Raw genomic sequence first — 23,675 nt, 5'->3', positions numbered from 1 at the left:
CCCAGGCCTACAGCAGGTCGTCCAGGTCGCTGTCAGTGACGTGGCCTGTGGGTCGGTCAACCGTATCGGTCGCGTCGCTGGCAGTATCGGTCGCGTCGCTGGCAGTATCGGTCGCGTCGCTGCCGTCCCCTCTGTCCGTGGACGTGCGTGAGGGCACGCCACCCTCCGGCGGCGCGGGAGTGTCACCGGGGGATGGCCCGTCGGGATTCGGGACGCTGATGGGCATCGGGAGCGGCCGCGGTGCCGCCGGAACGACCGGCGTGTAGTCGTGCTCCGGGGTGACCCGGACCGTCGTCGACTCGACGGCCACGTCCTCGACCTGCGTCCGCGTGTGCGGGTGGGGCTTGTACTCCCCGTTGTTCACGTAGAACTCCAGCTGGTCGTGGAGGCGTTCCGGTTCCTCGCCGGTGGCCTGGGTCTGAGCGAGTTCCTGTGCGTTCTGGTGGCCGGACTGGCCCGGCGGCAGCACGTCCTGGGCGTTGTCCTGCCAGGTCTGGGTGTCGTCGCTCAGTGCGAATCCCATGTCGATGGCCTGGTTGTACGAGGAGCGGTTCTGGATGTCGATGACCGTCTGGTTCGAGGCGCCGATGGAGAGGAACTTGCTCTCGAGGATGGCGTCCCGCCAGTCGGCCGGGTCGGAGCCGTACTCCTCGCGGAGTTCGGCCTTCACCTCGCGGAGCGCGCCCCGGATGACCTCGTCGCGGCGCTCCGGGTCGAACGTGGCGAGACCGTCGTTACTGGCTGTGGCGAACCAGTCGTGTTCCGTCTCACCGGCCAGTGCGTCGATGAACGTCACGTCGCTGGTCGCGTTGCCCGAGTCCGAGGCGTGCCGGCTCGTCACCGGCCGCAGGTCCAGCGTCCCCTGCTCGCCGTCGAGTTCGTCGTCGAAGACGCGCTGCTGGAGCTTCTTCCGGGCCCGGAGGAACACCGAGTGCCCCGGGTAGTCCATCCGGTCGTCGTCGGTCAGGTCCTTCCACGAGCAGAAGTCCTCGAGCCATTCGGTCAACACGTCGGCCACGTCCTGCAGGTCGTCGGCGTCGGCCGCGGCGTCGCGGAGGTACGGTGCCGACACCTGTGCGGTGGCGTCGTGCTTCGCGGACTGGTACTCGATGTCGCGGACGTCCTCGAGCGAGACCGTCGAGCGTGCCTGTTCGGCCTTCTCCTTGCCGACCGGGACCCCCTCGGGGATGTCGAGCTTCTGCCGGATGAAGTGGTTCTGGGTCTCGACGCGGTGTCGCGAGCCCCAGTTCTGCTCGCCGTCACCGGCCCGCCAGCCCGCCGCCGGGCCGTTGTTCCAGTTGACGTAGTAGCCACGCGAGGAGTTCCGGTCGGTCGTTCCCAGCCCGGTCCCGGAGTAGGTGGCCGTCCACTCGTGGGTCTCCGGCGTCGCCGGGAGCCGGTAGTCCCGGCCGTCGAAGCGCTCGGGGATCTTTCCGGTGTGGATGTACGCGATGTTCTCGCGCTCGACGTTACCCTGGTCGTCCTCCTCGTACTCGACGACGTGGAAGTTGAAGGTGAACGGGAACTCCGAGAGGCGGTGCTCGAAGTCCTCCAGGTCGTCGGAGCGGCCGAGTTCTGCCCACGCGAACGCACCCTCCAGCTCGTCGCCCCGTGTCGTCGTGCGCTGGCACCAGGCGATGTTCTCGTCGGGGTTCCACGCGACGACGGGCATCGAGGCACCGTCCTGCTCGACCCGGGCCACCTCCTGCTCCACGACGCGGGTGCCCGAACCGCCCGTGAGGACCGCCCCCGCTGGGTTGGCCCTGTGGACGACCGTCTCCGTCGACATCTCGTACCACTCCCCGTCCCACCTGTAGCGGTGCTTGTCCTCGGTGTCGAGTTCCACCGCGATGGTATCGATCTGGTCGTCTCGCCCGGAGGTGACCGTCCACGCGAGCGTGTCCGTCCGGCCGATGACCAGCGCGGGCGCCCCGACGACGCCCATCCCGGTCATGTCGAAGCCGGCACCGTGCAGGCCGATCTCGTACGGGATGGGTGGCTTGAAGAAGCCCATCTGCGGCCCGCCGCCCAGCATCGGTGTCCCCGTCTCCGTCAGCTCGCCGCTGAAGACGTACGCGTTCGAACCCCACTTGAACCCGGTCATCAGCCCCTGGCCCGAGCGGATGCCGTTCTGCACGTCCGGGGGGATGCTGAGGTCGGTCTCGATACCCCAGGTTTCGGCACCCAGCGCGGCGTCGACGAGGTCGAGCTGCTCCTGTGGTACGTCCTCGTAGTCCGGCACCGTCTCGACGAGGTCCGGGTCGTAGTCCTCGTCGCCCGGCGCGATGCTGGTGAAGTGGTCGTCGGTCGTCTCCAGCCAGTTGAGGTCGCCGTAGGCCTCGAACGCCTCGCGCTCGTCACCCAGGTTCTGCTTGAGTCTCGCGAGGCTCTTCGCGTTGCCGAGTTCGCTCCCGCCGCTGACGCCGAAGAAGCCGATGAGGTAGTTGATGGCCGCCACGGTGTCCTCGGGCTTCCACGGCTCCGGGGCGTGACCCAGCGCGGCGAAGATGCCCGGCAGCTCGCCCGCCGCCGCCATCTCCGTCATCCGCCGGTTGACGCCGTCCGTGTAGCCCCGGACGGCCTCCTTGATGGTCTGCGAGGCGTTCTCCCACTGGCGCCGGATCTCGTCCGGGCTGTAGAGGTCCCGCCGGACCTGGATGTCCGAGGAGAGCTGTGCCGGACCCAGCACCTGCGCGCTGTTGCCGTAGCCGATGTGCCGGACGGCATCCAGCAGGAACAGCCGGTCGCGCGCCTGCACGTAGCCGTTGCCGTAGCCCAGCGCGTAGACGCTGTCGCCGTAGATGTGGCTCTCGTTGTACTCCGTGGTGAGTATCTCTATCTGTTCCAGCGGGTCCTCCTGGAGGTTCGGGGCGAAGCCGTCGGTCTCGGCCGCGGCCGTCCCAGCCAGTCCCGTCCCTGCCAGCCCACCGAGTAGTTTCGTGAAGTCTCGTCGCTGCATGTGCCCCCACTGTTCTCGTACCCCGGGGTAGCCGTGACGCCGCCTTTAGAGGGGTGTTTATTGATTGAACGATGGGTCAGGATTCTAGGGGCTCGAACCCGGTGACGGTCCGTTCCGGCGTCAGCGGTCCAGTAGTCCGCCCAGGAGTCCCCCATCGGTCAGCCCGTCACCGCCGGATTCCGCCGCCGAATCGTCGGTTGCTGCTCCGCTGCCCAGAATCGACCCGCCGGCGTCGTCCGCCGTTCCGCCCGGGTCCGCCTCGCTCGCCGACTCGGCGGCGCCGGTCACGGCCCCCGTCGTCTCGGAGACGGCGTCCGTCACGTCCCCGGGCTGGCTGGCCGACTGGAGTTCGAGCAGCGGCGAGAGGACGTCCGCCGGCAGGTCCCGGACGGGCTCTGCCGGGCCGGTGAGTGAGGGCGTCGTCGCGCGGACCGTGGTCGATTCGACGGCCGTCTCGGCCACCTCCTCGCGGGTGTGCGGGTGTGGTTTGTACTCGTAGTTCGCGTACAGCTCGAGCTGGTCGGTCAGGTGTTCCGGGCCGCGGCCCGCCTGTGCTGCGACGAGTTCGGCGGCGTTCACGTGTCCCGAGTTCCCCGGGGGCAGCGCGTCCCCGGCCCCATCGAGCCCCTCGCCCGCCGCGATGGCCTGCATGTAGGACGCCCGGTTCGACATCGGGATGGCCTCCGTGGGTGTCGCTCCGAGTGCCGAGAAGGTGCTGCTGTACCGGGGCAGCTGCCAGGTCGACGGGTCGACGGTGCCGAACCGGTCGACGAGCTCGTCGCGGGCGTCGGCCAGTGCCGCGCGGACGACGCGGTCACGGCGCCGTGCTCTGGTGCCTCGCCCCTCCCCTCGTCCCCGACCCCGACCCCGGCCGCGGCCGGGCCCCTCGTCGCTCGTGGCCCCCCGGAACCAGTCGTACTCCGTCCGGAGGTGAAGCGCGTCGGCGAGCAGCTGGTCCTGCTTCGCGTTCCCGTGGTCCGCGGCGTGGGGGTCCGGCCCGTTGCCGAGCGATGCCCCGCCGCCGCCGCTGGGGTCGTAGGCCGCCACGTGGCGGTGTGGTCCGAGCTCGTCGCCGAGTGCGCGCTCGCTGAGGGCTCGTCGGACGGCCTCGAAGATGGCCATCCCGCCGCCCGCGTAGCGCTCGCCGCCGAACCCGCCGTCGGCGGTCCGCCAGGAGCAGCCGTCGGCCAGCCACGACTCCAGCTCGGCCGCCATCTCACGGACCAGCTGGTCGTCGCTCTCCGCGCCTGCGGCAACGACCGGTTCGAGCCACTGGGGCGCCGCCGAGTCGTGCTTCGCCGCCAGCTCGATGACCGACTTCACGTCGTCGAGCGAGAGCGCGCCGCCGGTCGTCTCGATAGCCTGCCGCGTGAACCGGTCCAGCACCGCGACGCGGTGGGTGGTGCCCCAGGAGCGCTCGGCGTCGTCGGCCCGCCAGCCGACCGCCGGGCCGTTGTTCCAGTTGACGAAGTAGCCCCGCGAGGAGCCGTGCGCGACCGTTCCCTCCAGCTGGGCGAGACGTGTGCTGTTCCAGTGGGGTTCGCCACCCGGAACGGGCAGCCGGCCGTCCCACGGACCGATACGGTCGGGGACCTCCCCGGTGTGGATGAAGCTGATGTCGGGTTCGTCGTCTCGGTCGCTGATGACGTGGAAGTTGAAGGTGAACGGGAACTCGGCGAGGGCGTCCTCGAACTCGTCGAGCGTGTCGGCGCGTCCGACCTCGGCCCAGCGGAAGGCCCCCGAGAGCTCCTGATAGCGCGTGGTCTTGCGCTGGCACCAGGCGACGTTCTCGTCGGGGTTCCACGCGACGACCGGCATCGTGTCGCCGTTCTGCTCGACGCGCGCGACCTCCTGCTCGACCACCTGTACCGACGGGTCCCCCTCGACGACGCTCCCCGGCAGCGAGGCGCGGTGGACGACCGTCTCCGTGTCCATCTCGTGCCACTCCCCGTTCCAGCGGTACCGGTGGCGGTCGTCGGGGTCGAGTTCGACGGCGTAGGTGTCTATCATGTCGTCTCGCCCGGAGGTGACCGTCCACGCGAGGTGGTCGCTCCGTCCGATGACGACCGACGGCGCCCCGACGACGCCGACGCCCGTCACGTCGAATCCCGCCCCGTGCAGCCCGATCTCGTGGATGACGGGCGGCTTGAAGTACCCCATCTGCGGGCCGCCGCCCAGCATCGGCTCGCCCGTCTCGGTGTGCTCGCCGTCGACGACGAGTGCATTGGAGCCGAACTTGAACCCCTCCATGATGCCCCGGGCCTGCGGGACCGCGTCGGCCAGGTCCTCCGGGAGGTCCACCTCCGTCTGCACGCCCCACGGCTCGGCGTCCGCGGCGGCCGACACGAACTCGCGCTGGCGCTCGGGCAACTCCTCCAGCGCGTCCGGAATCGTCTCGCCCGCCTCGACCGTCTTGTCGGTCGCGGGGATGCTGGCGTAGTGGGCCTCGGGCGTCCGGAGCGTGTTCAGGTCGCCGTACGCCTCGTAGGCCTCGGCCGGGTCGTCGAACTCCTCGAACAGGTGGGCGAGCGTCTTCGCGTTGCCGAGTTCGCCGCCGCCGGAGACGCCGAAGTAGCCGATGGCGTAGCTGATGGCCGCGATGGAGTCGACCGGGTCCCACGGCTCGGGAGCGTGCCCCAGCGCCGCGAACTCCCCGGGCAGGTCGCCCGTCCCGGCGAGTTCGACGATGCGGCGGTTCACCCCGTCGGCGAACCCCTCGAGCGCGGTCCGCGTGGTCTCGCTCGCGTCCTCGTACATCGACTCCATCTCGGCCTCGCTGTAGAGGTCGCGGCGGACGGAGATGTCCGACCCGAGTTGCGAGGGGCCGATGATGGCCGCGCTGTCCCCGTAGCCCACGTGCCGGAGAGCGTCCATCTCGAACAGCCGGTCGCGGGCCTGGACGTAGCCGTTCCCGTACGACAGCGCGTAGAGGTCGTCGGCGTAGACGTGGCTCTCGCCGTGTTCGGTCGTCTGGATCTCGATTTCCGCCAGCGTGTCCGCTCGGCCGCTGGCGATACCGCCCAGGAGTGCGGTGCCGACGGCGGCGCCGAGTCCCTGCGTGAACGTTCGTCGCTTCATGCTGAACGAACCATCAATCAGGGGCGTAGCGTCTTCCCCCGGGATGGCAGGTCGTTTAAGCCAATCAACCGCGGAAGAAACGCTTCGCCCCCGTGTCTGACGCCCGGCACACGTCGCCACAACGTATATACCGCCGCGTGGCCCATGGTGTGGTATGGCGGAACACACCAATCCATACGTGTTCGGAGACGAGACCGGCGACGGCGGGCTGGAAGTGGACCCGGAGAGCGACCACGGCACCGAGACGGTCATCGTCGACGGCGACGCGATGAGCTACCGGAGCTACCAGAAACACGAGGAGGCGGAGTGAAACCGGAACACTCGCTACCGACTGCACAGCTCGACGAACACGAGGATTCACACACGATTCTCGATTCCTGACACAGAAATCGCTAGTAGCTACTTTATCGTCTAGGTTATCGAATTGTGCGCGTAAAAGGTGCCCGAGGCCGTGTGCCGACGTCGCACGTGGCAGTGCCGCCCGGCCTCAGTCGTCGGCGGTCGGCTCGGGGGTATCGACCAGCGCGTCGGGCGCCACGCTCGCGTACCGCGCGACGCCGTCGAACACCTCGTCGGTCATGGCGAAGCGCTCGCCGGAGTCGATGACGCGTGACTCGTCGCGGAAGCGGGTGTTGACGAAGCCCTCCGCCACGAGGGCACGGCGGCCCTCACCGGCGTCGATGTCGTCCTGGGCCTGTTCGAGCAGGAGCGTGGCCGTCACCACGTCGAAGATGAGGTCCGCGAGCTTCTTGGCCTGGTACTGGGCGTAGTCGCCGTCTTCGCCCGCGAGCGCGCCGAGGCCGCGCTGGAGGTCGCCGAAGGCCGCCTCGACCTCCTCGGCCAGCGGTTCGAGGTGTGGATGCTCGACGGCGTCGAGCTTTGCCTGCACGTACGGGAGCAGCGCCTCGGCGGCCCCCTCGCGCTCGAGCGCGCGGAGGACATCCAGCGAGAGGACGTTGGACGGGCCTTCCCAGATGGGGAGTACCTGCGCGTCGCGGAAGAACCGCTCCGTGACGAAGCCGGAGACGTAGCCGTTGCCGCCCAGCACCTCCATCGCGTAGCTCGTGTTGTCGACGGCCATCCGCGCGGTCCGGTACTTCGCGATGGGGATGAGCAGGCGCATCAGGCGGTAGGCCTCGCTCTCGTCTCCCTCCTCCTCACGGCGGTCCATCAGCCGGGCGGCCTCGAAGGTGAACGTCGCGGCGGCCTCGTAGTCCACCGTCATCTCGACGAGGTCACGCCGCATCAGGGGGTACTCCTGGATGACGTCACCGAACGCCTCGCGGTCGGCGGCCCGGACCTTCGCCGCGAGCAGGGTGCGGCCGATGGCCGAGACCGAAGCGGCCGCGTTCGAGAGCCGCTCGTAGTTCATCATCTCGGCCATGTACTTGAAGCCGCGTTCCGCCTCGCCGACGAGGTAGGCCTCGGCGCCCTCGAACTCGATCTCGCCCGTCGGCACGGAGAGCGTCCCGAGTTTGTCCTTCAGCCGGCGGTACACCTGTCCGTTGGGCTGGCCGTCGACCTCGTGGGGGACGAGGAACAGCGACAGGCCGGCGGTCCCCTCGTCGGCGTCCGGGGTCCGGGCCAGCGCGAGCGCGCCCTGCCCGTCGATGTTCGAGCAGAACCACTTCTCGCCGTGGAGCCGGTAGACCTCGGCGTCCTCTGGCGCGTCGTCGGAGACCGTCTCGGGGTCGGCCGGCTCGGCGCGGGTCTCGTTGGCACCCACGTCGGAGCCGCCCTGCTTCTCCGTGAGGAACATGGCGCCCTCGATGTGCTCGTCGTAGTCGTCGGCCGTGAGTCCCTGGAAGAACTCCTCCAGCGGGCCGTCGTCGAACTTCTCGAGGACGATGGCCGCGCCGACGGTCATCGACGCCGGACAGGTGAACCCCTGGTCGGCGTACGAGAGGAACGTCTGCATCAGGAGGGCGTGCGAGATGTTCAGCGGTTCGTCCCGGCCCTCGGGGGCGTGGAAGACGTCGTGACTGAGGCCGAACTCCTCGTAGGTGATGCGCTCGTTCTCGAACTGCTTCGGGTGGTACTCGACGTGGTTCTGGACCTCGCCGTAGTTGTCGTAGGTGTGCAGCTCCGGCGGGTTCTCGTCGATGAGGGCCGCGTTGTGGGCCACGCTGTGGCCCAGTACCTCGCCGAACTCCTCGAGTTGGCTCTGCGCCCAGTCGAGGTCCGAGTCGGGGTAGAGCCGCTCGGCGACGGCCTGCAACGTGGGGTCGTACTCCCAGTAGTTGCAGTCCGCCGACTCCTCGAGGGCACCGTAGTCGATGGGGTCCGTTGCCATACCTCGACCGTCGCCGCGATTCCAGATAAATGGCCTGCTTGAGTTCAGTTCGCGGGAAGGGGCCCACTCCGGTCACCCGCAGGCCGCCAGTCCTAGAGGGTTGTCGAACGTTACCATATCATTAAGTCCACCGTCGATTAACGGGTATGATATGGAGTTCCGCCAGCAGCCCACGTTCGAGCGGCCGGAGCGACAGGAGATATACGACCTCGTCGAGCGCCACGGGCGCGTCGACTACGAGGAGGCCCGGCAGGACCTGCGGATGGACCACGAGATGTTCGGGCACCACGTCGCGATGCTGACCCGGGATGGCGCCCTGAACCGGACCGAGGAGGGCGCCCTGGAGGTGGCGTTCGAGTCGGGGGCCATCGAGGAGTACCAGGTCGACGACACGCTGTTCTGTATCCGACAGGCCCGACAGGACGACCTGACCGGTCTCATCGGGGCCATCCGCTCGACCACCGAGACCGCGCCCTACGTCGAGGCCGAGTCCGTCGCGGACATCGTCGAGAACGAGGAGACGCTGCTGCGGCACAACGAGGTCGAGACGCGCGTTTTCTTCGTCGCGACCGTCGACGGCGACGTGGTGGGCTGGGCCGGCGTGAAGGGCAACGACCTCGCGAAGCTATCGCACACCGCCGAACTCACCGTCGGCGTGGTCGACCAGTACCAGGGGCTCGGCATCGGCAGTCACCTCCTCGTCCGCGGGGTCGGCTGGGCGGCGGCCAACGGCTACGACCGCGTCTACAACTCCGTCCCGGCGACGAACGGGGCCGCCGTCGAGTTCCTCGAGGACCACGGCTGGGAGGTCGAGGCCGTCCGAGAGGGCCACTACCGTATCGACGACGAGCCGGTGGACGAGCTGATGCTGGCCGTCGAGGTCTGAGCCACGGACCCCCGCACCGAAACCCGTTTTCTCCCCCGGACCGCACGGCCGGTGTGTACGTCCACGCGAACGCGGCGACCAGCGTCGACGGGAAGCTCTCGACCCGCCGGCGCGAGCAGGTCCGCATCTCCGGCAACGAGGACTTCGCCCGCGTCGACCGCCTCCGCGCCCAGGCCGACGCCGTGCTCGTCGGCGTCGGGACCGTCCTCGCGGACGACCCTTCGCTGGTGCGCCACGACGAGGCCCACCGCGCCAGCGAGCGGGCGGATGCGGACGGCCCACCCGCACGGGTCGTCGTCGACAGCCGGGGGCGCACGCCGCTCGACGCCGCTATCCTCGACGGCGAGCCGACGACCTACCTGCTGGCGAGCGACGCGCTCTCGGCCGACCGCGAGCGGGCGCTCGCGACGGCGGGGGCGACGGTCGTTCGCGCGTCGAGCGAGGGGGACCGAGCGCGCGTCGACCTCGCGGCCGGGCTGGATGCGCTCGCCGAGCGGGGTGTCGACCGGCTCATGGTCGAGGGCGGCGGTGAGGTCATCTTCTCGCTGTTCGACGCCGGCCTCGTCGACCGGCTGACGCTCTACGTCGGGTCGCTGGTCATCGGTGGTCGGGACGCCCCGACGCTCGCCGACGGGGAGGGGTTCGTCGACTCGTTCCCGTCGCTGTCGCTGGAGGCGGTCGAGCGGCTGGACGACGGCGTCCTGCTGTCGTACGACGTCGCCTGAGCGGAGAAGGGAACGTGCGGCCGGGTCAGTGCTGGTGGCCGGTCAGCTCGCCGTAGGTGGCGCCGAAGCGCTCCTCGAACAGGTCCATGGTCGTCTCCTCGATGGCCTCCAGCTCCTCGTCCACGCCGCCCTCGGAGTGGTGGACGGTGGCGTGGATGCGCTGTGCGCAGCCGAACATCGCGAGGTCACCGACGACCTGGGCCGCGGACTCGTCGCCCTCGGCGAGCATCTCGAGGAGGCCCTCCGGGAGCGTGACCTCGTCGTCGCCGTCGGGACCGTCGATGGTGAGCGTGACCGCGTCGGACTGGTCTGACATGCACTCCGGTAGCGCGGCCTCCGGTATGACTCTGGTGGGTCGGCCCGCGGCGCGCTCTCACTCCTCGTCGCCGCGCTCGGGCGGCTCGACGAAGTCGAAGCCGACCTGCGGACGACCCGTCGGCTCGCCCACCTCGACCCCCGCTGCCTCCAGCCCCAGTTCCCGGGCCGTCCGGAACACCGCCGTCGGAACCGGGCGGACGGTCTCGCCGGTCCCGCCGACGACGATGCAGTCGTAGCTCCCGGCCCGGCCGACCTCGCAGTCGTGCTCCTCGGCGACCGTCCGCAACTCATCGATCGTGTTCGCGACCTGCTCGGCGTAGCTCATGAGACGGGCTTGTCACGGTCGCGGTTTGGGCCCGACGGCCCCCGCGGGACCTGCCGGCTGTCGCGGGAACCGGCGGGTTCTGCGGACTCCTGTGACGGCCCGCGTGGGTCCCCGGTCTCCCAGCAGACGGCTCACTCGGGCGCGTCGGCCAGCGCCCGCTCGATGAACGCGTTCACCCGCTCGCGGGGGATGCCACGGACGGCGTGGGTCTCCGGGTCGATGTGCTCCGGGGGCAACGCGCCCGGCCCGACGGGGTCGCCCACGAGCGCATCCCCGTCGCCGGCCCGCTTGCGCTCGGCGAGGTCACGGGCCGTCGCGACCAGTTCCGGGTCCGGGTCGAACCCCTCGACCTCCCCGATCGAGTCGAGGAACGCGCCGAAATCCAGCGGCGGGAACCGGTGGGTGTCCCGGACGTACTCGGCGTAGAGGATGCCCCGGACGACGTACAGCGCCCGCTTGACCGTCCGGTCCGTGGTCGCCACCTCGTAGCGGTCCGTCGGGACGCGCTCGGTCGGCCCGTCCGGGTCGTCGACCGGTCGGACGCGGTACGCGCCGTCGAGGTCCGCGACGACCACGAACACTGGCTCGCCGCCGTCGAGCAGCCGCTGCTGGAGGTACTTGTGGTACTGCCGGGTCGCCAGCGAGCGGTAGTGGTGGTAGACCGACATCGGGCCGAACTCCTCGGCCACGTCCGCGACGAGCGCCGACAGCGGCTCGTAGGCCCGGTAGACGAGCGGCGAGTGGCAGAACTCCAGCGCCGTCGGGTTGGAGTCGGCGAGGAGTTCACCGAACCGGCGGACGTTCCAGGCCCGGAGTTCCGTCTCGCCCTCCGTCCGCTCGACGGAGTCGACCACGTCGCCGAGACGTGCGTACGCGGCCGGGCGCTGGACGAACAGCGCGGCCACGTCGTGGTCGCTCAAGGGCGAGTGGAGGTTCCACGCCCGACTGCCGATGTCGCGAGCGGCCACGACACGTGCATCGTGGTCACGCTCGACCGCCGCGAGCGCATCGGCCAACCCCGGCGGGTCGTCGCTGGTCATGCGTGGACCGTGCTGGCCGGACGGGTAAGCGTGTTCGGTGGCGTGCGAACGCATGACATAATGGGCAGGAACCGAGCACAGATGTCGAAAAATCTGGACTTCTGGATAATATCTGCGTTATGTTCGAAATACACGCCGTCTCCACCGACCGACGGACCCTTGCCGTTCGGGGCCACCCCGACCGGTATGGACCTCCCGGAGCTGGCCACCCGGCTCGTCGCCGAGGCCCGTGCCACCGACGAGCGCCGGCTCCTCGTGCTCCACGGCTCGCGCGATGCCTGCGAGACGGCAGCGAGCCGTGCGCTCGACGCCGCTGGCCTCGACCGGGTCGCCCTCCTGAGCGAGCGTGACACGCTGGACGCGACGACCCGGCGGCCGCCGACCCGCTCGGGTGACCTCCTCGGCGAGACGTACGACGCGACGGTCGTGGACTGCCACGACGCGTGCCAGCCGAACGCGCTCGGCCGCGCCGCCGGCACGGTCGACGGGGGCGGCCTCCTCGTGTTGCTCGCGCCGCCGCTCTCCGAGTGGCCCGACCGCCGCGACGGGTTCGACGAGTCGCTGGCGGTCCCGCCGTTCGGTCTCGACGATGTGACCGGCGTCTTCCGACGGCGGCTGGTGCGGACGCTCCGCGCGCATCCGGGCGTGGCCATCGCCGCGGTCACGGACACCGACGGGGGTGTCACCGCCACCATCGAGCGCGACGGGCTGACGGACCCGGCGCCCCGGCTCGCGACGACGACAGGGCCCGTCGAGCCGCCGGCCGGCGCCGCCTTCCCCGCGGCGGCCTACGATGCGTGCCTGACACGCGACCAGGCCGACGCCGTCGCAGCGTGTGAACACCTCCGGGACCCCCCTGAGGCCGTCGTCCTGACGGCCGACCGGGGCCGGGGGAAGTCGAGCGCCATCGGGCTGGCGGCCGGCGCGCTCGCACTCGACGGCCGGGACGTGCTGGTGGCGGCGCCGGGCTACCGGAACGCGAGCGAGGTGTTCGCCCGGGCCCGGGAACTGCTCGCGACGGTCGGCACGGACGCCGAGTGGGACGACGAGGACCACACCCTCGCCACGGACGAGGGGAGGGTCCGGTTCGCGGGCCCGCCGGACGCGGCCGAGGCGGTGGCCGACCCCGACGCGGCGACGGCCCCCGATGTCCTGCTGGTCGACGAGGCTGCCTCGCTCCCGGTCCGCCTGCTCGAACGCTTCCTGACGGGCGTTCCGGTCGCGTTCGCGACGACCGTCCACGGGTACGAGGGTGCCGGCCGTGGCTTCGACGTGCGGTTCCGTGGTCGCCTCGCCGACAGCGACTACGAGGTCACGGACTGCACGCTGGACGACCCCATCCGGTACGCCGGCGGCGACCCCGTGGAGGTGTGGTCCTTCCGGGCGCTCATGCTGGGCGCGCGGCCGCCGGTCGACGACCTCGTGGCCGACGCGACACCCGGGACGGCGACGTACGAGCGTCTCGACCCCGCGACGCTCGCGGCGCCGGGTGAGGAGTGGCGCCTCGCCGAGGCGTTCGGCCTGCTCGTGCTCGCCCACTACCGCACGGAGCCGGACGACCTCGCGCGCCTGCTCGACGCGCCGAACGTCGCCGTCCGTGCGCTCACCCACGACGGCCACCCGGTCGCCGTGGCGCTCCTCGCGCGGGAGGGCGGGCTCCCGGCCGAGCGCCGCGCCCGGATGTACGAGGGCGAGCGCGTGCGCGGCAACATGCTCCCGGACGTGCTGACAACGCAGTTGCGCGACGAGGCGGCCGCCGACCCGGTCGGGGTCCGGGTGCTCCGCATCGCGACCCATCACGCCGTCCGCTCGGAGGGGCTGGGGAGCCGGCTCCTGCGCGAGGTCGCCGACGAGTTCGGGCCGGACGGGTCGGAGGGAGCGGACGGGGCAGACAGGGGCGACACCGACCCACCGGAACCGCGCTGGCCCGCCGAGCCCGTCGACTACCTCGGTGTCGGCTACGGTGCGACCCCGGAACTCCTCCGGTTCTGGCGGCGCAACGACTTCCGGACGGTCCATCTCTCGACGACGCGCAACGACACCTCCGGCGAGTACTCCGCGCTGATGATGCGTCCGCTCACGGAGGCGGGCGCCACCCTCCACGACCGGAGCGCGGACTGGTTCGCGCGGCGAATCGGGAGCGTTCTCGGCGACCCGCTCCAGGACGCGGCCCCGGACGTGGTCAGGGCGACGCTCCGCGCGGCCGACGCGACGGTCCCGCTGGACCTCACCGACCGCGAGTGGCGGACCGTCGCGGCCGCCGCGTACGGGCCCGGGATGTACGCCCCGGCACCGCGGCCGTTCCGCCGACTCGCGCTCCACGACCTCCTCGGGGGCTCGGCGGCGGGCCTGAGCGACACCGCAGAGCGCCTCCTCGTGCGGAAGGCGTGTCAGGCCCGTCCCTGGGAGGAGGTGGCCGAGGAACTCGACTTCGTCTCCCGCCGCGCCTGCATGCGTGCGTTCGGGGACGCCTGCGTCGCGCTCGTGGACGCGTACGGGACCGAGGCGGCTCGCGAGGAAGCAGCGCGGTACGAGGACGGCTGAGGAAGGGACGGCTCGCCGCGATTACTCGTCGTCGGACCCGCCCGCGACCCGGAGTTTCTCGAACTGCGCCTCGACGTACCCCTCCGCGGTCTTCGGCTGGACGTTGCCGACGACCTGCACGTAGACGTTGTCCTGCCGGGCCTCGAGGAAGGTCCCGGTGGAGACGGTCGCACCGATGCCCTCGTCGCCGAGCGAGACGTTGGTCGCGTTCAGGCCGCTCGCGTTGTACGCCTGTCGCTGCTCGTCGAGGAACGCACCCGAGTCCGCCGCCGAGGAGAACACGAGCACCGTAATCTGGAGGTCGGCGCTCCCGTTGGTCAGTTCGATGACCCGCCCGGACTCGATCCGCGAGGAGTTGATGTTCGGGTCGCGGGTCACGTTCTCCGTCCAGCCGTCGCCGACCTCCTCCGCCGTGAGGAGGTAGTCACTCGCCTCGCCCTGGTACTGGGGCCCCGCCGGTCCGCCGCCGATGACCTGCCCACACCCCGCGGCGACGAGCAGGACCGCGAGTGCCACGACGCCCACGGTGGAGCGGTACGTATCGTCCATGGTCGAGAACCGTTCCATCCGGGCATAAGGGCGCGTCCTGTTCGGAACGCTGAAACGCGCCCCACCGACCACGGGACGTAAGCCGCCCCACGCGCAACCTTCACGGCACACGTGTCCCCGCTCCCCGCTGTTCCCGTTCCCGCATCCGTCGCCCTCGCCGCGGTAGGGCCGTCGGTGTCGGTCCCCATGCTGGGTACCGTCGAGGCGGTGTGGCTGGCTGCGCTCGCGCTCCTGCTCGTCGGCATCCTCGGGAGTCTCGTCCCCGGACTCCCGGGGCCGGCGCTGTCGCTGGCCGGCGTCCTGTCCTACTGGTGGGCCACGGACTACACCACGCCCGGCACGCTCGCGCTCGCTGGGCTGGTCGCCCTCGGACTGCTCGGCCTCGCGGCCGACTGGTTCGCGGCCCCGCTGGGTGCGAAGGCGGGCGGCGCCTCGACCAGGACGACGGCCATCGCGGGCGTCGTCGGCTTCGTGCTCCTGTTCGTCCTCGGCCCGCTCGGCGTCGTCGTCGGCGTCGCCGGCACGGTGTTCCTGCTCGAACTCCGGGGGTCGGGTGACCCTCGCGGGTCGCTCCGCGCGGCCGGCACGGCCACCGTCGCGGTCCTCGGGAGCGCGCTCGCACAACTGGTCGTGACGGGGGCGATGCTGGTCGGGTTCCTGCTGGTGGCCTGACCTGGCGCAGAGGTTCCAACCAGTCCGGTCTCTGTGGCTCCATTCGTCCGGAGAGTGATTCGCTGCCTTCCGCTCGGCCGACCTGTGGAAAATTGTTTATCGACATACACGGATGCTTATGCTACGATGACCGAGTGGACGACCGAGGACCTCCGCGGGTATATCGAGTATATCGAGGCGGACATCCGAGACCTGGGGGAGCACATCTTCGAACAGTACCGGATGGACTACTCGGATGAAGCGGAGCATTGGGCCTATTTTGCAGGAGCCGTTCATAACTACATTCGTACTCAGGTCAGTTATTATGACCAACATGAGGGATACCGGGAGCCGAGAACAACGTGGGAGCGCGGAGGGAGGTGCGGCGACCAATGCATCTTGGCGGCCTCGATTTTCTCCAGCTACGGGTATCCGTGGCGGATTGTGAACGTTGAAAGCCCTCAGTACGACCGAGTTCACGCATTGATCGAGGTCGGATTCCCTGAGAGCGAAGGACTGAGTAGTACCGGTATCCAGGAGGGGCTCCGAAGTTTCTATTCGAGCAACGGTATCGATTGGGGACAGATCTCACGAAACTACTCCTGGGATGATATCCTGTTCTATCCGATGGACACGGAGTATAGTGATCATATCGGAGACATACAGAATCTGGCGGCCGAGGGATTTGTAGAGAAGTACTCTGATGGCTCTTGGGGCTGGAGCAACCATCTGAGTGGCGTAGATGCAGCCTTCGACGGCAACCGAACTCATATCGGAGAGGATATCTATTCCTGAGACAGTACAGAGCACAGTCGCGTTACTTCTCGCCGACGTTCGAATCCGGGATTTCGAACCTCTGTAACAGGGCTATGCCGGAAGGGATGAAATCGGCCCTTTCAGTCCTTGTTCTGCGTGCGCCCCATCGTATGGAACTCCTCGTTCGGACGCATATCCGTCATGAGCGCCATCCGGTTGGCAAGGTTGTAGTAGGCGACGACGCTGCCGATGTCCCAGATGGCCTCGTCGTCGAAGCCGGCCTCGCGGAGGCGGTCGAGGTCGGACTCGTCGACGCGCCCCGGCGACTCGGTGAGTTTCACCGCGAAGTCGAGCATCGCCCGGTGCTCCTCCGAGATGTCGGCGAGGCGGTGGTTGGCCGCAATCTGGTCCGCGAGCAGCGGTGCCTCGCCGAAGATGCGGAGCAGGGCGCCGTGCGCGACGATGCAGTAGTAGCAGTCGTTCGTCCCCGAGACGGCCACGATTATCATCTCGATCTCCTCGGGCGCGAGCGAACTCCTCTCGTGGATGGCGTCGTAGTAGCCGAAGAAGGCGCGGAACTGCTCGGGGCGGTGGGCCATCGCGGAGAAGACGTTCGGCGTGAAGCCGGCCTGGTCGGCCTCCTCGGTGATTCGCTCCTGGAGGTCATCTGGCAGGTCCTCGAAGTCGGGCACCGGGAAGCGCGTCATCGCGTTGTCCCGGAGCGTCGGCGTCTCGTCGGCTGGAGCCATACCGCGATTCCGTCTGGAACCGAGTTAGTCGTTGTGCCGGGGGGCGTCACTGGTCCGGCCGTCGTCCCCCTCGTGTTCCGGCCCGGTACCGGCACTGCTCCCGCCTCCGGAGCGCCCCGTACCGTCGGCTTCGGTCCCGTCGGTCGTCGCGCCCTCCTCATCGTCGTCGTACGGGCGGACGCCGCGGGTGCTGGCGCCGTAGTCGTTGTCGGTGGCGGAGCGTTCGGGCGTCCCGGCCGAGAGGTTGACCACGCCCTCCTCCGAATCCGGTCGGAACTGCCGGCTCACCAGGTACAGGACGGTGTAGCCGACGATTCCGATGGCGAAGACGGTCACCGGGATGAGGAAGGGACCGAACGTCTCCACCACTCCCTCCACCACCGACTGGACCCCGACCATCGCCGACCGGTACGGTGGGCAGCGGTTTAGTTGTGGGCATCGGCCGACGGTCGCCCGACGGTCGGCGAGGTGGCGTGACGGTCCGTCCACAGGTTCAAATCCGGAGCCGCCGAACCGCCGGTGTGTACGCGATGGGTCACTACGGGATGGCGTTGCTCGTCTACGCACCTGTCGGCTACATCCTCGTGCAGGCGGACCCGTTCCTGGCGTTCGTGGGCGGGGCGGGCGTGCTCGCGCTCGCGACGCTCCCGGACGTGGACATGGACCTCCCGCTCGTCCCGCACCGGGGGCCGACCCACTCGCTGCTGTTCCTGGCGCTGGTCGCCGGGGCACTGGGAGCGGTCGGGTACGCCGTCGGCCAGGGGTCGTGGCAACCGCTCGGTGGCCCGACGCGTGCGGCGGTGTTCGGCGCCGGAATCGGCGTGCTCGGGGTGGGGTCGCACCTCTTCGCGGATATGCTGACGCCCGCTGGCGTCAACCTCTTCTGGCCGCTCCCCGCCGACTCGTTCACCTTCGATATCGCCCGGGCGGACAACACCGTCGCCAACTACGCCCTCCTCGGACTGGGTGCGTTCGCGACGGCGGCCGTGCTGCTCGTCGCGGCCCCTGCCTGAGCGGGTGATGCCGCGTCCCCGTCACCCCTCCGATGACCTTCTCGGCCCTGCATCTGCCGGACGCTTTTAGTCCGGCAGCCGTGCCGGGCGCCAATCTTTATGCCGTGACCGGCGGTTCCTCCCTCTGTTATGGAACACCACAACGGCGAACCGCTGCGCCACTTCGGCGATGTCGCCACGATGGCCGCGGACCGGTACGGCGACAAGACTGCCTTCACCTCCTTCGGGCAGGAACTCTCCTTCACCGAGGTCGACCAGCAGGCCAACCAGGTCGCCAACCTCCTCGTCGAGCAGGGCGTCGAACCCGGCGACCGCGTGGGGCTGTTCATTCCGAACACGAACCAGTTCCCGCCGGCGTACTTCGGCATCATCCGCGCGGGGGCGGTCGCGGTCCCGCTCAACCTCCGGATGGACCCGAACACGCTCGGCTACGTCGTGAACAACTCCGAGGCCGACGTGGTCATCGCCTCGCCCGTTCTCGCCGACGAGGCGAAGCAGCTCGCGGGTGCGACCGACATCGAGACACTTCTCCTGCCCGGCGTCACGGACGACGGCATCGTCAACTACTCGCAGGCGATGACCGACCAGCCCACCGAGTTCGACCGGCCGGAGCGTGACATCTCCGACATCGCCTGCCAGCCGTACACCTCCGGGACGACCGGCAAGCCGAAGGGTGTGCTCCTGAGCCACGAGAACCTCCTCTCTGCGGTCGAAGCCTACACCAAGGGCGGGCTCGCCGTCGACGCCGACGACTCCATCGTCCTCGTGCTGCCGCTGTTCCACATCTTCGCCCTGAACGCAATCATGTCGACGTACCTCTACAAGGGCGCGACGATGCACCTCCAGCCCGAACCGGACGCCGAGAACATGTTGACGGCGCTGGACGAGCACGACGTGACGACGATGGCCGGGGTCCCGGCGATGTACACGATGATGTGGCAGGAGTACCGCGGCAACGAGGACCAGTACGACCTCTCCGCGCTGCGCTACGTCAACTGCGCCGCCGCGCCGCTCCCGGACAACGTCCGCCGGACCATCGAGGAGGCCTGGGGGGTCCCGATGATCGAGGGCTGGGGGATGACCGAGACCGCGCCCGCGGGCACCATCGAGCCCTCGCACGGCGTCCGCAAGGCCGCGGGCTGTATCGGCCCCGTGCTGGAGGTCTGCGACGTGAAACTCGTGGACCCCGACACCCGCGAGACGAAGGTGACGAACGACCAGCTCAGCCCCTTCCCGGACCAGGACCTCGACTTCGAGAGCGAGGACACGACCGGCGAACTCGCCATCAAGGGCCCCAACGTCTTCGAGGGCTACTTCAAGCTCCCCGAGAAGACGGCGGCCGTCTTCGACGACGAGGGCTACTTCCTCACGGAGGACATCATGCGCGTCGACGAGGACGGCTATCTCTGGATGGTCGACCGTTCGGACGACATGATAATCGCGGGTGGGGAGAACATCTACCCCGCCGAGGTCGAGGACGCACTCTACGAGCACTCCGACGTGGCCGAGGCCGGTGTCTGTGCGGCCCCGCATGCTGTCAAGGGCGAGGCACCCGTCGCGTTCGTCGTCCTCGAGGAGGGGTCGGACGTGACCGAGGAGGAACTCCGGAAGTTCACGCTCGACCACGTCGCCACCTACGCCCACCCGCGGCGCATCTGGTTCGTCGACGAACTCCCGCGCAGCGCCACCCAGAAGGTCCAGCGCTTCCAGCTCGAGGAGATGGCCAAGGAGCGACTGGACGGCGGCCAGCTCGAGAGCGGCGGCGAGCTGTAGAGCTCCGTTTCACCCCGTCCGATTTTCCGCTCCTATCGTAATAGGCTGGAATATATCCGGAATAATCGTAATAACTGCAGAATAACTAGACAAGAATGTTCAATATGCATCAAGGACTCATGGCTGGGACACCCAGTATTTCAGGCGCAGCCAGTGTGTCCGGTCGTCCGGTAGGCGGGTCGTGGGAGGGCCGAGATGGGCAGCGGGGGTGATAGCTCACGCCGCGTCCGTTTCGCCGACCGTCTCGCGGAGGTCGGCGACCTCGTCGCGGAGGTCCGAGAGTGCCGACGACTGTTCCGCGACCGTGGCCTCCAGGTCCGCGATGCGCTCGTCGCGTCTCTCGACCTCGCGTTCGAGGTCCGCGACACGCGCCTCGCAGTCGTCCACCCGCTGGTCGAGGCCCTTGATGGCTGCCAGCGCGACGCCGTCGGCGTCGACGGTGGCGATGCGGTCGCGGTCGGCACCGAGCCCGAACGCGTCGTGGAAGTCCTCGGCCATCGGGCCCATGTGGGTGGCGTCCTCCTGGCTGTCGTACTCCCACCGACTGACATCCAGGTCCGCGACCCGGTCCAGGACCGCGCCGGGGTCGACCGGCTGCATGTTCGTCTTCGCGGAGCTCGCGCTCAGCGAGGACCAGGAGCCGCCGCCGGGGGGGAGTTCCGCACCCGTGGAGGCATCACTGCTGGAGAAGACGGTCACACCGCCGCCGGCCTGGACCAGGAACTGGTCCGCCCGCGAGGCCGTGACGCTCCGCTGGGTGCTATCGCCCCAGGCGAAGCTCCCGTCGCCGTCGGCGGTCGCCTGCCGGCCAGCGGCGAACGAGAAGCTCCCGTTGGCCGCGTTGTTCCGCCCCCCTGGGACGGTGGCGACGTAGCCCGCCGAGTTCCCGAGGCCGCCGCCGACGGTCCCGGTGCTGTCCGCGGTGTTGCCGACGCCCCCGGCGACGGTGGCCATCTTGTCGGTGGCCTCGTTCCGTCCGCCGCCGCCGACGGTCGTGTACTCCGCGCTGGCGGTGTTCTTCTCCCCGCCGCCGACGGTCGAGTGGTCGCCGCCGGCGCTGTTCTCGGCCCCGCCACCAACGGTGGCGGTGTACTTCGCGGTGTTGTCGTAGCCGCCCGCGACGGTCGCCGCGTCGAACTCGGCGGTGTTCTTCGAGCCGCCGGCGATGGTCGAGTTGCCGGCGCTCGCGACGTTGTTGTTCCCGCCGCCGACGGTCGACCACTGGTTGGTGGCCTCGTTGCGCATCCCACCCGCGACGATGGCATCCTGGCCGGTGGCCCGGTTGAGGTCGCCGCCGCCGACCGTGGCGTGCTGCCCGGAGGCGACGTTCGAGGTGCCGCCCCCGACGCTCGCGTCCTGGCCGCTGGCTGAGTTGGCCTCGCCGCCCGCGACCGTGGCGTTCTCGGCGCCGGCGGCGTTCCCGCGACCACCGCCAACGGTCCCGAAGGGGGCCGTCACCTCGTTGGGCTCGACCGTGTTCCCGTCGTCGAAGCCACCGCCGGCGACCGTCGCGCCGCTGATGCCGCTCGCGACGCTGTTGCCCGGGTGGCCGGCGATCAGGTTAGCCGCGGCGCCCGTCGTCGCAGGCGTCCGGAGCCGCGACAGCGCCAGCATCGGGAGCCAGTTCGACCCATCGCCCAGGTAGACCACGCCGAGGTCGGTCGCGAGGAACTTCGCGCCCTGCTTGGGCGTGTAGTTCCCGCGGTTGGACGCGGCGTCGCGGACCTCGATGTCGATGTCGTACTGCCGGAAGTTGTCGTTCAGCGGTTTGTGCCAGTTCTTCGCGCCCTTCTGCGGAACGTTGTAGCCGTGGTTCGGAGTCTTGCTCATTGTGTTCACCTCGTGTGCGCCGGATTACGGGCCGACGCCCCCGTAGCCGTACTCGCCGTAGCGTTGCTCGCCGAAGTCGTCCTGAATCGGGGGCGACGTGGGCGTCGCCGTCGGGGTCGGACTGGGGGTCGGTGACGGCGTGGGACTGGGTGTCGCTGTCGCCGTCGGGGTGTCCGTGGGCCAGTCGATGTCGGGGCGGGTCCCCGTCTCGGTGGCCCCGGGGGTCCACTCGCCACGCTGGTCCGGGGTCCCGGTCGAGGAGGCGTCCCCGCCGTCCGGCGACCCGCCGTAGCCGAACGTCGGGGTCGGCGTGCCGCCTCCGCCGGACTCACCGGCCCCGTCGTCCAGCTCGGTGACGGCGGTGTAGCAGCCGGCCAGCACGACGGCGCCCGCGGCGGTCCCGGCCAGCAGTTGCCGCCGGCTCAGCGCGACCCGGCTGTCGGAGGTCTCGCCGGAGACCGTGGTGTCGGCCTCGTCGGTCACGCCTGGTCACCTCCGTGCCGGGGAGGTCGCGAGTCCGTCATCTCAGCACCCCCACACGTTGACGTTGTAGCGGATGGTGTCGCTGGAGGCGACGTTGCCCTGCGAGTCGTACGCCTCGACGCGGATCTCGTAGATCGTGAACCCGCACGCGCAGTCCTCCAGCGGCATGGTCACCGAGGTCCCCGTGCCAGCGGAGATCCACCTGTTCAGCGTCGGCCCGCAGTGCCCCCTGTGCTGGCTGATGCGACGGTAACTCCACTCGTAGTGGTCGAAGTCGTCCGGCCACCCGCCGCAGACCCCGAGGACCTTCCCCGTGTCGGCCTCGGCGGTCACCTCGGCGTACGGCTTCCCGCCGTCGTACTCGATTGGGAACTGGTAGCCGCCGCTCGTCGAGCCGTCCAGCGTGACGAGCCCACGGTCCTCGGGCTTGGTGATCTCGACCCAGCGACCGGGCGTACCGGCGCAGGGGTCGATGCGCTCGCCGTGTCCGAGACCGATATCGAAGCGCTCCCAGGCCTCGGGGGGCGACCAGCCGCCGCCGGAGCCCGAGTCCATGGAGCCGTCTTCGTCCTCGCTGCCGCCATCCGTCGGCGTGGCGCGCTCCTGGTCGCGTTCGAGGGGCCGGGTATCGACCCGGACGCCGAAGACGGCGTCGCCCTCGTGGCGGATGCGAGCGACGTGGAGCAGGACCTCCTCGCCGCCGCCGGTGGTTCCGGTGAACGCCATCGCACGGGCCTCCCGGCCGAGGAAGGCGGTCTCACGGACTCCGAGCCGCTCCGGGCCGCGCCGCCATGCCAGCTCCCCCTCGGGCTCGATGTTGAGCCGGCGGAGCAGCGACCGGGCGGCAGCGGAGTCGACCAGGTCGGGGAGCGGTCGCTCAGCGAGCGGGTTCAGGGCCTCCCCGCCCTCCTCGACCGCGGGCATCGCGACCAGCCCCAGGTGGGCATCCTGGCCCCCGTAGGCGGCGTATTGGTTCGTCAGCGTCGCGTCGACCTCCATGCCGAGCGCCTCGGCGCTGCGAGTCTCCTCCCAGCTGCCGACGTCGACGGCGTGGAAGCCCCGCTCCTCGGCGGCGGCGTCCAGCGCGACCGGGGCCGCCTCGTACTCCCGTGCCGCGACCTCGCTGCAGCCGGCCAGGCCGACGGCGCCGGCCGCGCCGGCCGCGCCCAGCGTCTTGAGCACGCTCCGCCGCGACGTGCCGCCCGTGGTGGCGTCGTCTCGAGACATCTACGCCACCTCCGCGGGGTCGATGGTGGTGTCGGCCTCGAGCCACGCGTCCGGGTCGTCGGGGTCGTACATGACGAGCCCCGCCTCGGTCGAGAAGCTCGCGTACTGGTCGTCGGTCGTGTGCGGTTCGTCCGTGTCGAACTTCGGTTCGTGGTTCCGGGTCATGGGCTGTCTCCGTGTGCACGCATCCGCACCCGTCGACCGGGCCGTGACCGCCGTGACAGGACCGGAGCGTGCCGATGCGGTTCCTCGCATCGTGACTGCACATGCCCCCTGGAGTTCTGTATAAATCCCCGGCGCTGGTGGTGAATCGAGGCGGTTCCGCGTGGATTTGTCCGGATTTGATACCCTCCACGTCGTGCGATTCTCGTGAATCCTTGCCGGATTCTCGTCAAAACAGTCGCTGGATTCAAATACTAGAATTTCGCCCTCGGTTGTGACGGGGGAGCACCGCCGTGGTGAACCGGACGGCGTTC

The 23,675-nt window shown here is 69.7% G+C and carries 21 protein-coding genes; 8 read left to right on the top strand and 13 right to left on the bottom strand.

Annotation, left to right across the window (positions count from 1 at the left end; genetic code table 11):
• Positions 1 to 7: 7 nt before the first annotated feature.
• Entirely contained in the window at positions 8 to 2,959 is a 2,952-nt protein-coding gene (locus tag NL115_RS20000) for a penicillin acylase family protein (RefSeq protein WP_254831079.1), read from the bottom strand.
• Between the two features lie 120 nt (positions 2,960 to 3,079).
• The gene (locus NL115_RS19995; protein WP_254831078.1) at positions 3,080 to 6,037 is read right to left on the bottom strand and encodes a penicillin acylase family protein; all 2,958 of its coding nucleotides are present in this window, start codon (positions 6,035 to 6,037) and stop codon (positions 3,080 to 3,082) included.
• 154 nt (positions 6,038 to 6,191) lie between these two features.
• Here NL115_RS19995 and NL115_RS19990 point away from each other — a divergent pair, with 154 nt between their 5' ends.
• Complete coding sequence (locus NL115_RS19990) at positions 6,192 to 6,347, top strand: hypothetical protein (RefSeq protein ID WP_254831077.1); 156 nt, start codon at positions 6,192 to 6,194, stop codon at positions 6,345 to 6,347.
• Between the two features lie 177 nt (positions 6,348 to 6,524).
• Here the strand turns inward: NL115_RS19990 and NL115_RS19985 are convergent, their stop codons facing one another.
• On the bottom strand, positions 6,525 to 8,330 hold the full coding sequence (locus NL115_RS19985) for an acyl-CoA dehydrogenase family protein (RefSeq protein ID WP_254831076.1): 1,806 nt from the start codon (positions 8,328 to 8,330) through the stop codon (positions 6,525 to 6,527).
• Between the two features lie 151 nt (positions 8,331 to 8,481).
• Between NL115_RS19985 and NL115_RS19980 the strand changes: the two genes are divergently transcribed.
• Both NL115_RS19980 and NL115_RS19975 read left to right on the top strand, forming a co-directional pair.
• Positions 8,482 to 9,216 carry a GNAT family N-acetyltransferase gene (locus NL115_RS19980; protein ID WP_254831075.1) on the top strand — a complete coding sequence of 245 codons (735 nt, stop codon included), beginning with the start codon at positions 8,482 to 8,484 and terminating at the stop codon, positions 9,214 to 9,216.
• Positions 9,217 to 9,269: 53 nt separating this feature from the next.
• Positions 9,270 to 9,941 (top strand): 2,5-diamino-6-(ribosylamino)-4(3H)-pyrimidinone 5'-phosphate reductase, encoded by a 672-nt coding sequence (locus NL115_RS19975; protein ID WP_254831074.1) that lies wholly within the window; start codon positions 9,270 to 9,272, stop codon positions 9,939 to 9,941.
• A gap of 25 nt (positions 9,942 to 9,966) precedes the next feature.
• Here NL115_RS19975 and NL115_RS19970 read toward each other — a convergent pair whose 3' ends face one another.
• From NL115_RS19970 to NL115_RS19960, 3 genes are all read right to left on the bottom strand, one after another.
• Entirely contained in the window at positions 9,967 to 10,257 is a 291-nt protein-coding gene (locus NL115_RS19970) for a DUF7545 family protein (RefSeq protein ID WP_254822639.1), read from the bottom strand.
• Positions 10,258 to 10,314: 57 nt separating this feature from the next.
• The gene (locus NL115_RS19965) at positions 10,315 to 10,584 is read right to left on the bottom strand and encodes a hypothetical protein (protein WP_254831073.1); all 270 of its coding nucleotides are present in this window, start codon (positions 10,582 to 10,584) and stop codon (positions 10,315 to 10,317) included.
• Between the two features lie 131 nt (positions 10,585 to 10,715).
• Complete coding sequence (locus tag NL115_RS19960; protein WP_254831072.1) at positions 10,716 to 11,624, bottom strand: nucleotidyltransferase domain-containing protein; 909 nt, start codon at positions 11,622 to 11,624, stop codon at positions 10,716 to 10,718.
• Between the two features lie 186 nt (positions 11,625 to 11,810).
• Between NL115_RS19960 and tmcA the strand changes: the two genes are divergently transcribed.
• Positions 11,811 to 14,168: a tRNA(Met) cytidine acetyltransferase TmcA gene (gene tmcA, locus NL115_RS19955; protein ID WP_254831071.1), complete on the top strand. Its 2,358-nt coding sequence runs from the start codon at positions 11,811 to 11,813 to the stop codon at positions 14,166 to 14,168.
• A gap of 21 nt (positions 14,169 to 14,189) precedes the next feature.
• Here tmcA and NL115_RS19950 read toward each other — a convergent pair whose 3' ends face one another.
• On the bottom strand, positions 14,190 to 14,717 hold the full coding sequence (locus NL115_RS19950; protein WP_254831070.1) for a hypothetical protein: 528 nt from the start codon (positions 14,715 to 14,717) through the stop codon (positions 14,190 to 14,192).
• A gap of 186 nt (positions 14,718 to 14,903) precedes the next feature.
• On the opposite strand from NL115_RS19950, the gene NL115_RS19945 reads away from it, so the two are divergent.
• The gene (locus NL115_RS19945) at positions 14,904 to 15,389 is read left to right on the top strand and encodes a DUF456 family protein (RefSeq protein WP_254831069.1); all 486 of its coding nucleotides are present in this window, start codon (positions 14,904 to 14,906) and stop codon (positions 15,387 to 15,389) included.
• 126 nt (positions 15,390 to 15,515) lie between these two features.
• Positions 15,516 to 16,163, top strand: a complete 648-nt coding sequence (locus NL115_RS19940; RefSeq protein WP_254831068.1) for a hypothetical protein — start codon at positions 15,516 to 15,518, stop codon at positions 16,161 to 16,163.
• Positions 16,164 to 16,264: 101 nt separating this feature from the next.
• On the opposite strand, the gene NL115_RS19935 is transcribed toward NL115_RS19940, so the two are convergent.
• Positions 16,265 to 16,873, bottom strand: a complete 609-nt coding sequence (locus NL115_RS19935) for a peroxidase-related enzyme (RefSeq protein WP_254831067.1) — start codon at positions 16,871 to 16,873, stop codon at positions 16,265 to 16,267.
• A 24-nt stretch (positions 16,874 to 16,897) separates the two neighbouring features.
• Positions 16,898 to 17,272, bottom strand: a complete 375-nt coding sequence (locus tag NL115_RS19930) for a hypothetical protein (RefSeq protein WP_254831066.1) — start codon at positions 17,270 to 17,272, stop codon at positions 16,898 to 16,900.
• Between the two features lie 131 nt (positions 17,273 to 17,403).
• Here NL115_RS19930 and NL115_RS19925 point away from each other — a divergent pair, with 131 nt between their 5' ends.
• Positions 17,404 to 17,886: a metal-dependent hydrolase gene (locus NL115_RS19925; RefSeq protein WP_254833122.1), complete on the top strand. Its 483-nt coding sequence runs from the start codon at positions 17,404 to 17,406 to the stop codon at positions 17,884 to 17,886.
• A gap of 129 nt (positions 17,887 to 18,015) precedes the next feature.
• The gene (locus NL115_RS19920; protein ID WP_254831065.1) at positions 18,016 to 19,659 is read left to right on the top strand and encodes a class I adenylate-forming enzyme family protein; all 1,644 of its coding nucleotides are present in this window, start codon (positions 18,016 to 18,018) and stop codon (positions 19,657 to 19,659) included.
• A 216-nt stretch (positions 19,660 to 19,875) separates the two neighbouring features.
• Here the strand turns inward: NL115_RS19920 and NL115_RS19915 are convergent, their stop codons facing one another.
• From NL115_RS19915 to NL115_RS19900, 4 genes are read right to left on the bottom strand one after another with little or no spacing between them, the layout of a single operon-like run.
• A complete protein-coding gene (locus tag NL115_RS19915) occupies positions 19,876 to 21,489 on the bottom strand; it encodes a tail fiber domain-containing protein (protein ID WP_254831064.1) in 1,614 nt (537 codons plus the stop codon).
• 24 nt (positions 21,490 to 21,513) lie between these two features.
• Positions 21,514 to 21,972 (bottom strand): hypothetical protein, encoded by a 459-nt coding sequence (locus NL115_RS19910; RefSeq protein ID WP_254831063.1) that lies wholly within the window; start codon positions 21,970 to 21,972, stop codon positions 21,514 to 21,516.
• Between the two features lie 42 nt (positions 21,973 to 22,014).
• Entirely contained in the window at positions 22,015 to 23,199 is a 1,185-nt protein-coding gene (locus NL115_RS19905; RefSeq protein WP_254831062.1) for a DUF6517 family protein, read from the bottom strand.
• Positions 23,200 to 23,364, bottom strand: a complete 165-nt coding sequence (locus tag NL115_RS19900; protein ID WP_254822626.1) for a DUF7331 family protein — start codon at positions 23,362 to 23,364, stop codon at positions 23,200 to 23,202.
• Positions 23,365 to 23,675 lie beyond the last annotated feature (311 nt).

It is taken from the genome of Haloglomus salinum (genome assembly GCF_024298825.1).
Lineage (GTDB): Archaea > Halobacteriota > Halobacteria > Halobacteriales > Haloarculaceae > Haloglomus > Haloglomus salinum.
Note: the sequence above shows the minus strand (reverse complement) of the source record. Positions and strands in the feature narration are given on the sequence as shown.

Bases quoted from the DNA above. Each gene is read 5' to 3' on its own strand.
- NL115_RS19970 (WP_254822639.1), bottom strand. From the start codon at position 10,257: ATGTCAGACCAGTCCGACGCGGTCACGCTCACCATCGACGGTCCCGAC.
- NL115_RS19945 (WP_254831069.1), top strand. From the start codon at position 14,904: ATGCTGGGTACCGTCGAGGCGGTGTGGCTGGCTGCGCTCGCGCTCCTG.
- NL115_RS19930 (WP_254831066.1), bottom strand. From the start codon at position 17,272: ATGGTCGGGGTCCAGTCGGTGGTGGAGGGAGTGGTGGAGACGTTCGGT.
- NL115_RS19965 (WP_254831073.1), bottom strand. From the start codon at position 10,584: ATGAGCTACGCCGAGCAGGTCGCGAACACGATCGATGAGTTGCGGACG.
- NL115_RS19920 (WP_254831065.1), top strand. From the start codon at position 18,016: ATGGAACACCACAACGGCGAACCGCTGCGCCACTTCGGCGATGTCGCC.
- NL115_RS19925 (WP_254833122.1), top strand. From the start codon at position 17,404: ATGGGTCACTACGGGATGGCGTTGCTCGTCTACGCACCTGTCGGCTAC.
- NL115_RS19905 (WP_254831062.1), bottom strand. From the start codon at position 23,199: ATGTCTCGAGACGACGCCACCACGGGCGGCACGTCGCGGCGGAGCGTG.
- NL115_RS19935 (WP_254831067.1), bottom strand. From the start codon at position 16,873: ATGGCTCCAGCCGACGAGACGCCGACGCTCCGGGACAACGCGATGACG.
- NL115_RS19980 (WP_254831075.1), top strand. From the start codon at position 8,482: ATGGAGTTCCGCCAGCAGCCCACGTTCGAGCGGCCGGAGCGACAGGAG.
- NL115_RS19950 (WP_254831070.1), bottom strand. From the start codon at position 14,717: ATGGACGATACGTACCGCTCCACCGTGGGCGTCGTGGCACTCGCGGTC.
- NL115_RS19900 (WP_254822626.1), bottom strand. From the start codon at position 23,364: ATGACCCGGAACCACGAACCGAAGTTCGACACGGACGAACCGCACACG.
- NL115_RS19960 (WP_254831072.1), bottom strand. From the start codon at position 11,624: ATGACCAGCGACGACCCGCCGGGGTTGGCCGATGCGCTCGCGGCGGTC.
- tmcA (WP_254831071.1), top strand. From the start codon at position 11,811: ATGGACCTCCCGGAGCTGGCCACCCGGCTCGTCGCCGAGGCCCGTGCC.
- NL115_RS19995 (WP_254831078.1), bottom strand. From the start codon at position 6,037: ATGAAGCGACGAACGTTCACGCAGGGACTCGGCGCCGCCGTCGGCACC.
- NL115_RS19915 (WP_254831064.1), bottom strand. From the start codon at position 21,489: ATGAGCAAGACTCCGAACCACGGCTACAACGTTCCGCAGAAGGGCGCG.
- NL115_RS20000 (WP_254831079.1), bottom strand. From the start codon at position 2,959: ATGCAGCGACGAGACTTCACGAAACTACTCGGTGGGCTGGCAGGGACG.
- NL115_RS19940 (WP_254831068.1), top strand. From the start codon at position 15,516: ATGACCGAGTGGACGACCGAGGACCTCCGCGGGTATATCGAGTATATC.
- NL115_RS19990 (WP_254831077.1), top strand. From the start codon at position 6,192: ATGGCGGAACACACCAATCCATACGTGTTCGGAGACGAGACCGGCGAC.
- NL115_RS19985 (WP_254831076.1), bottom strand. From the start codon at position 8,330: ATGGCAACGGACCCCATCGACTACGGTGCCCTCGAGGAGTCGGCGGAC.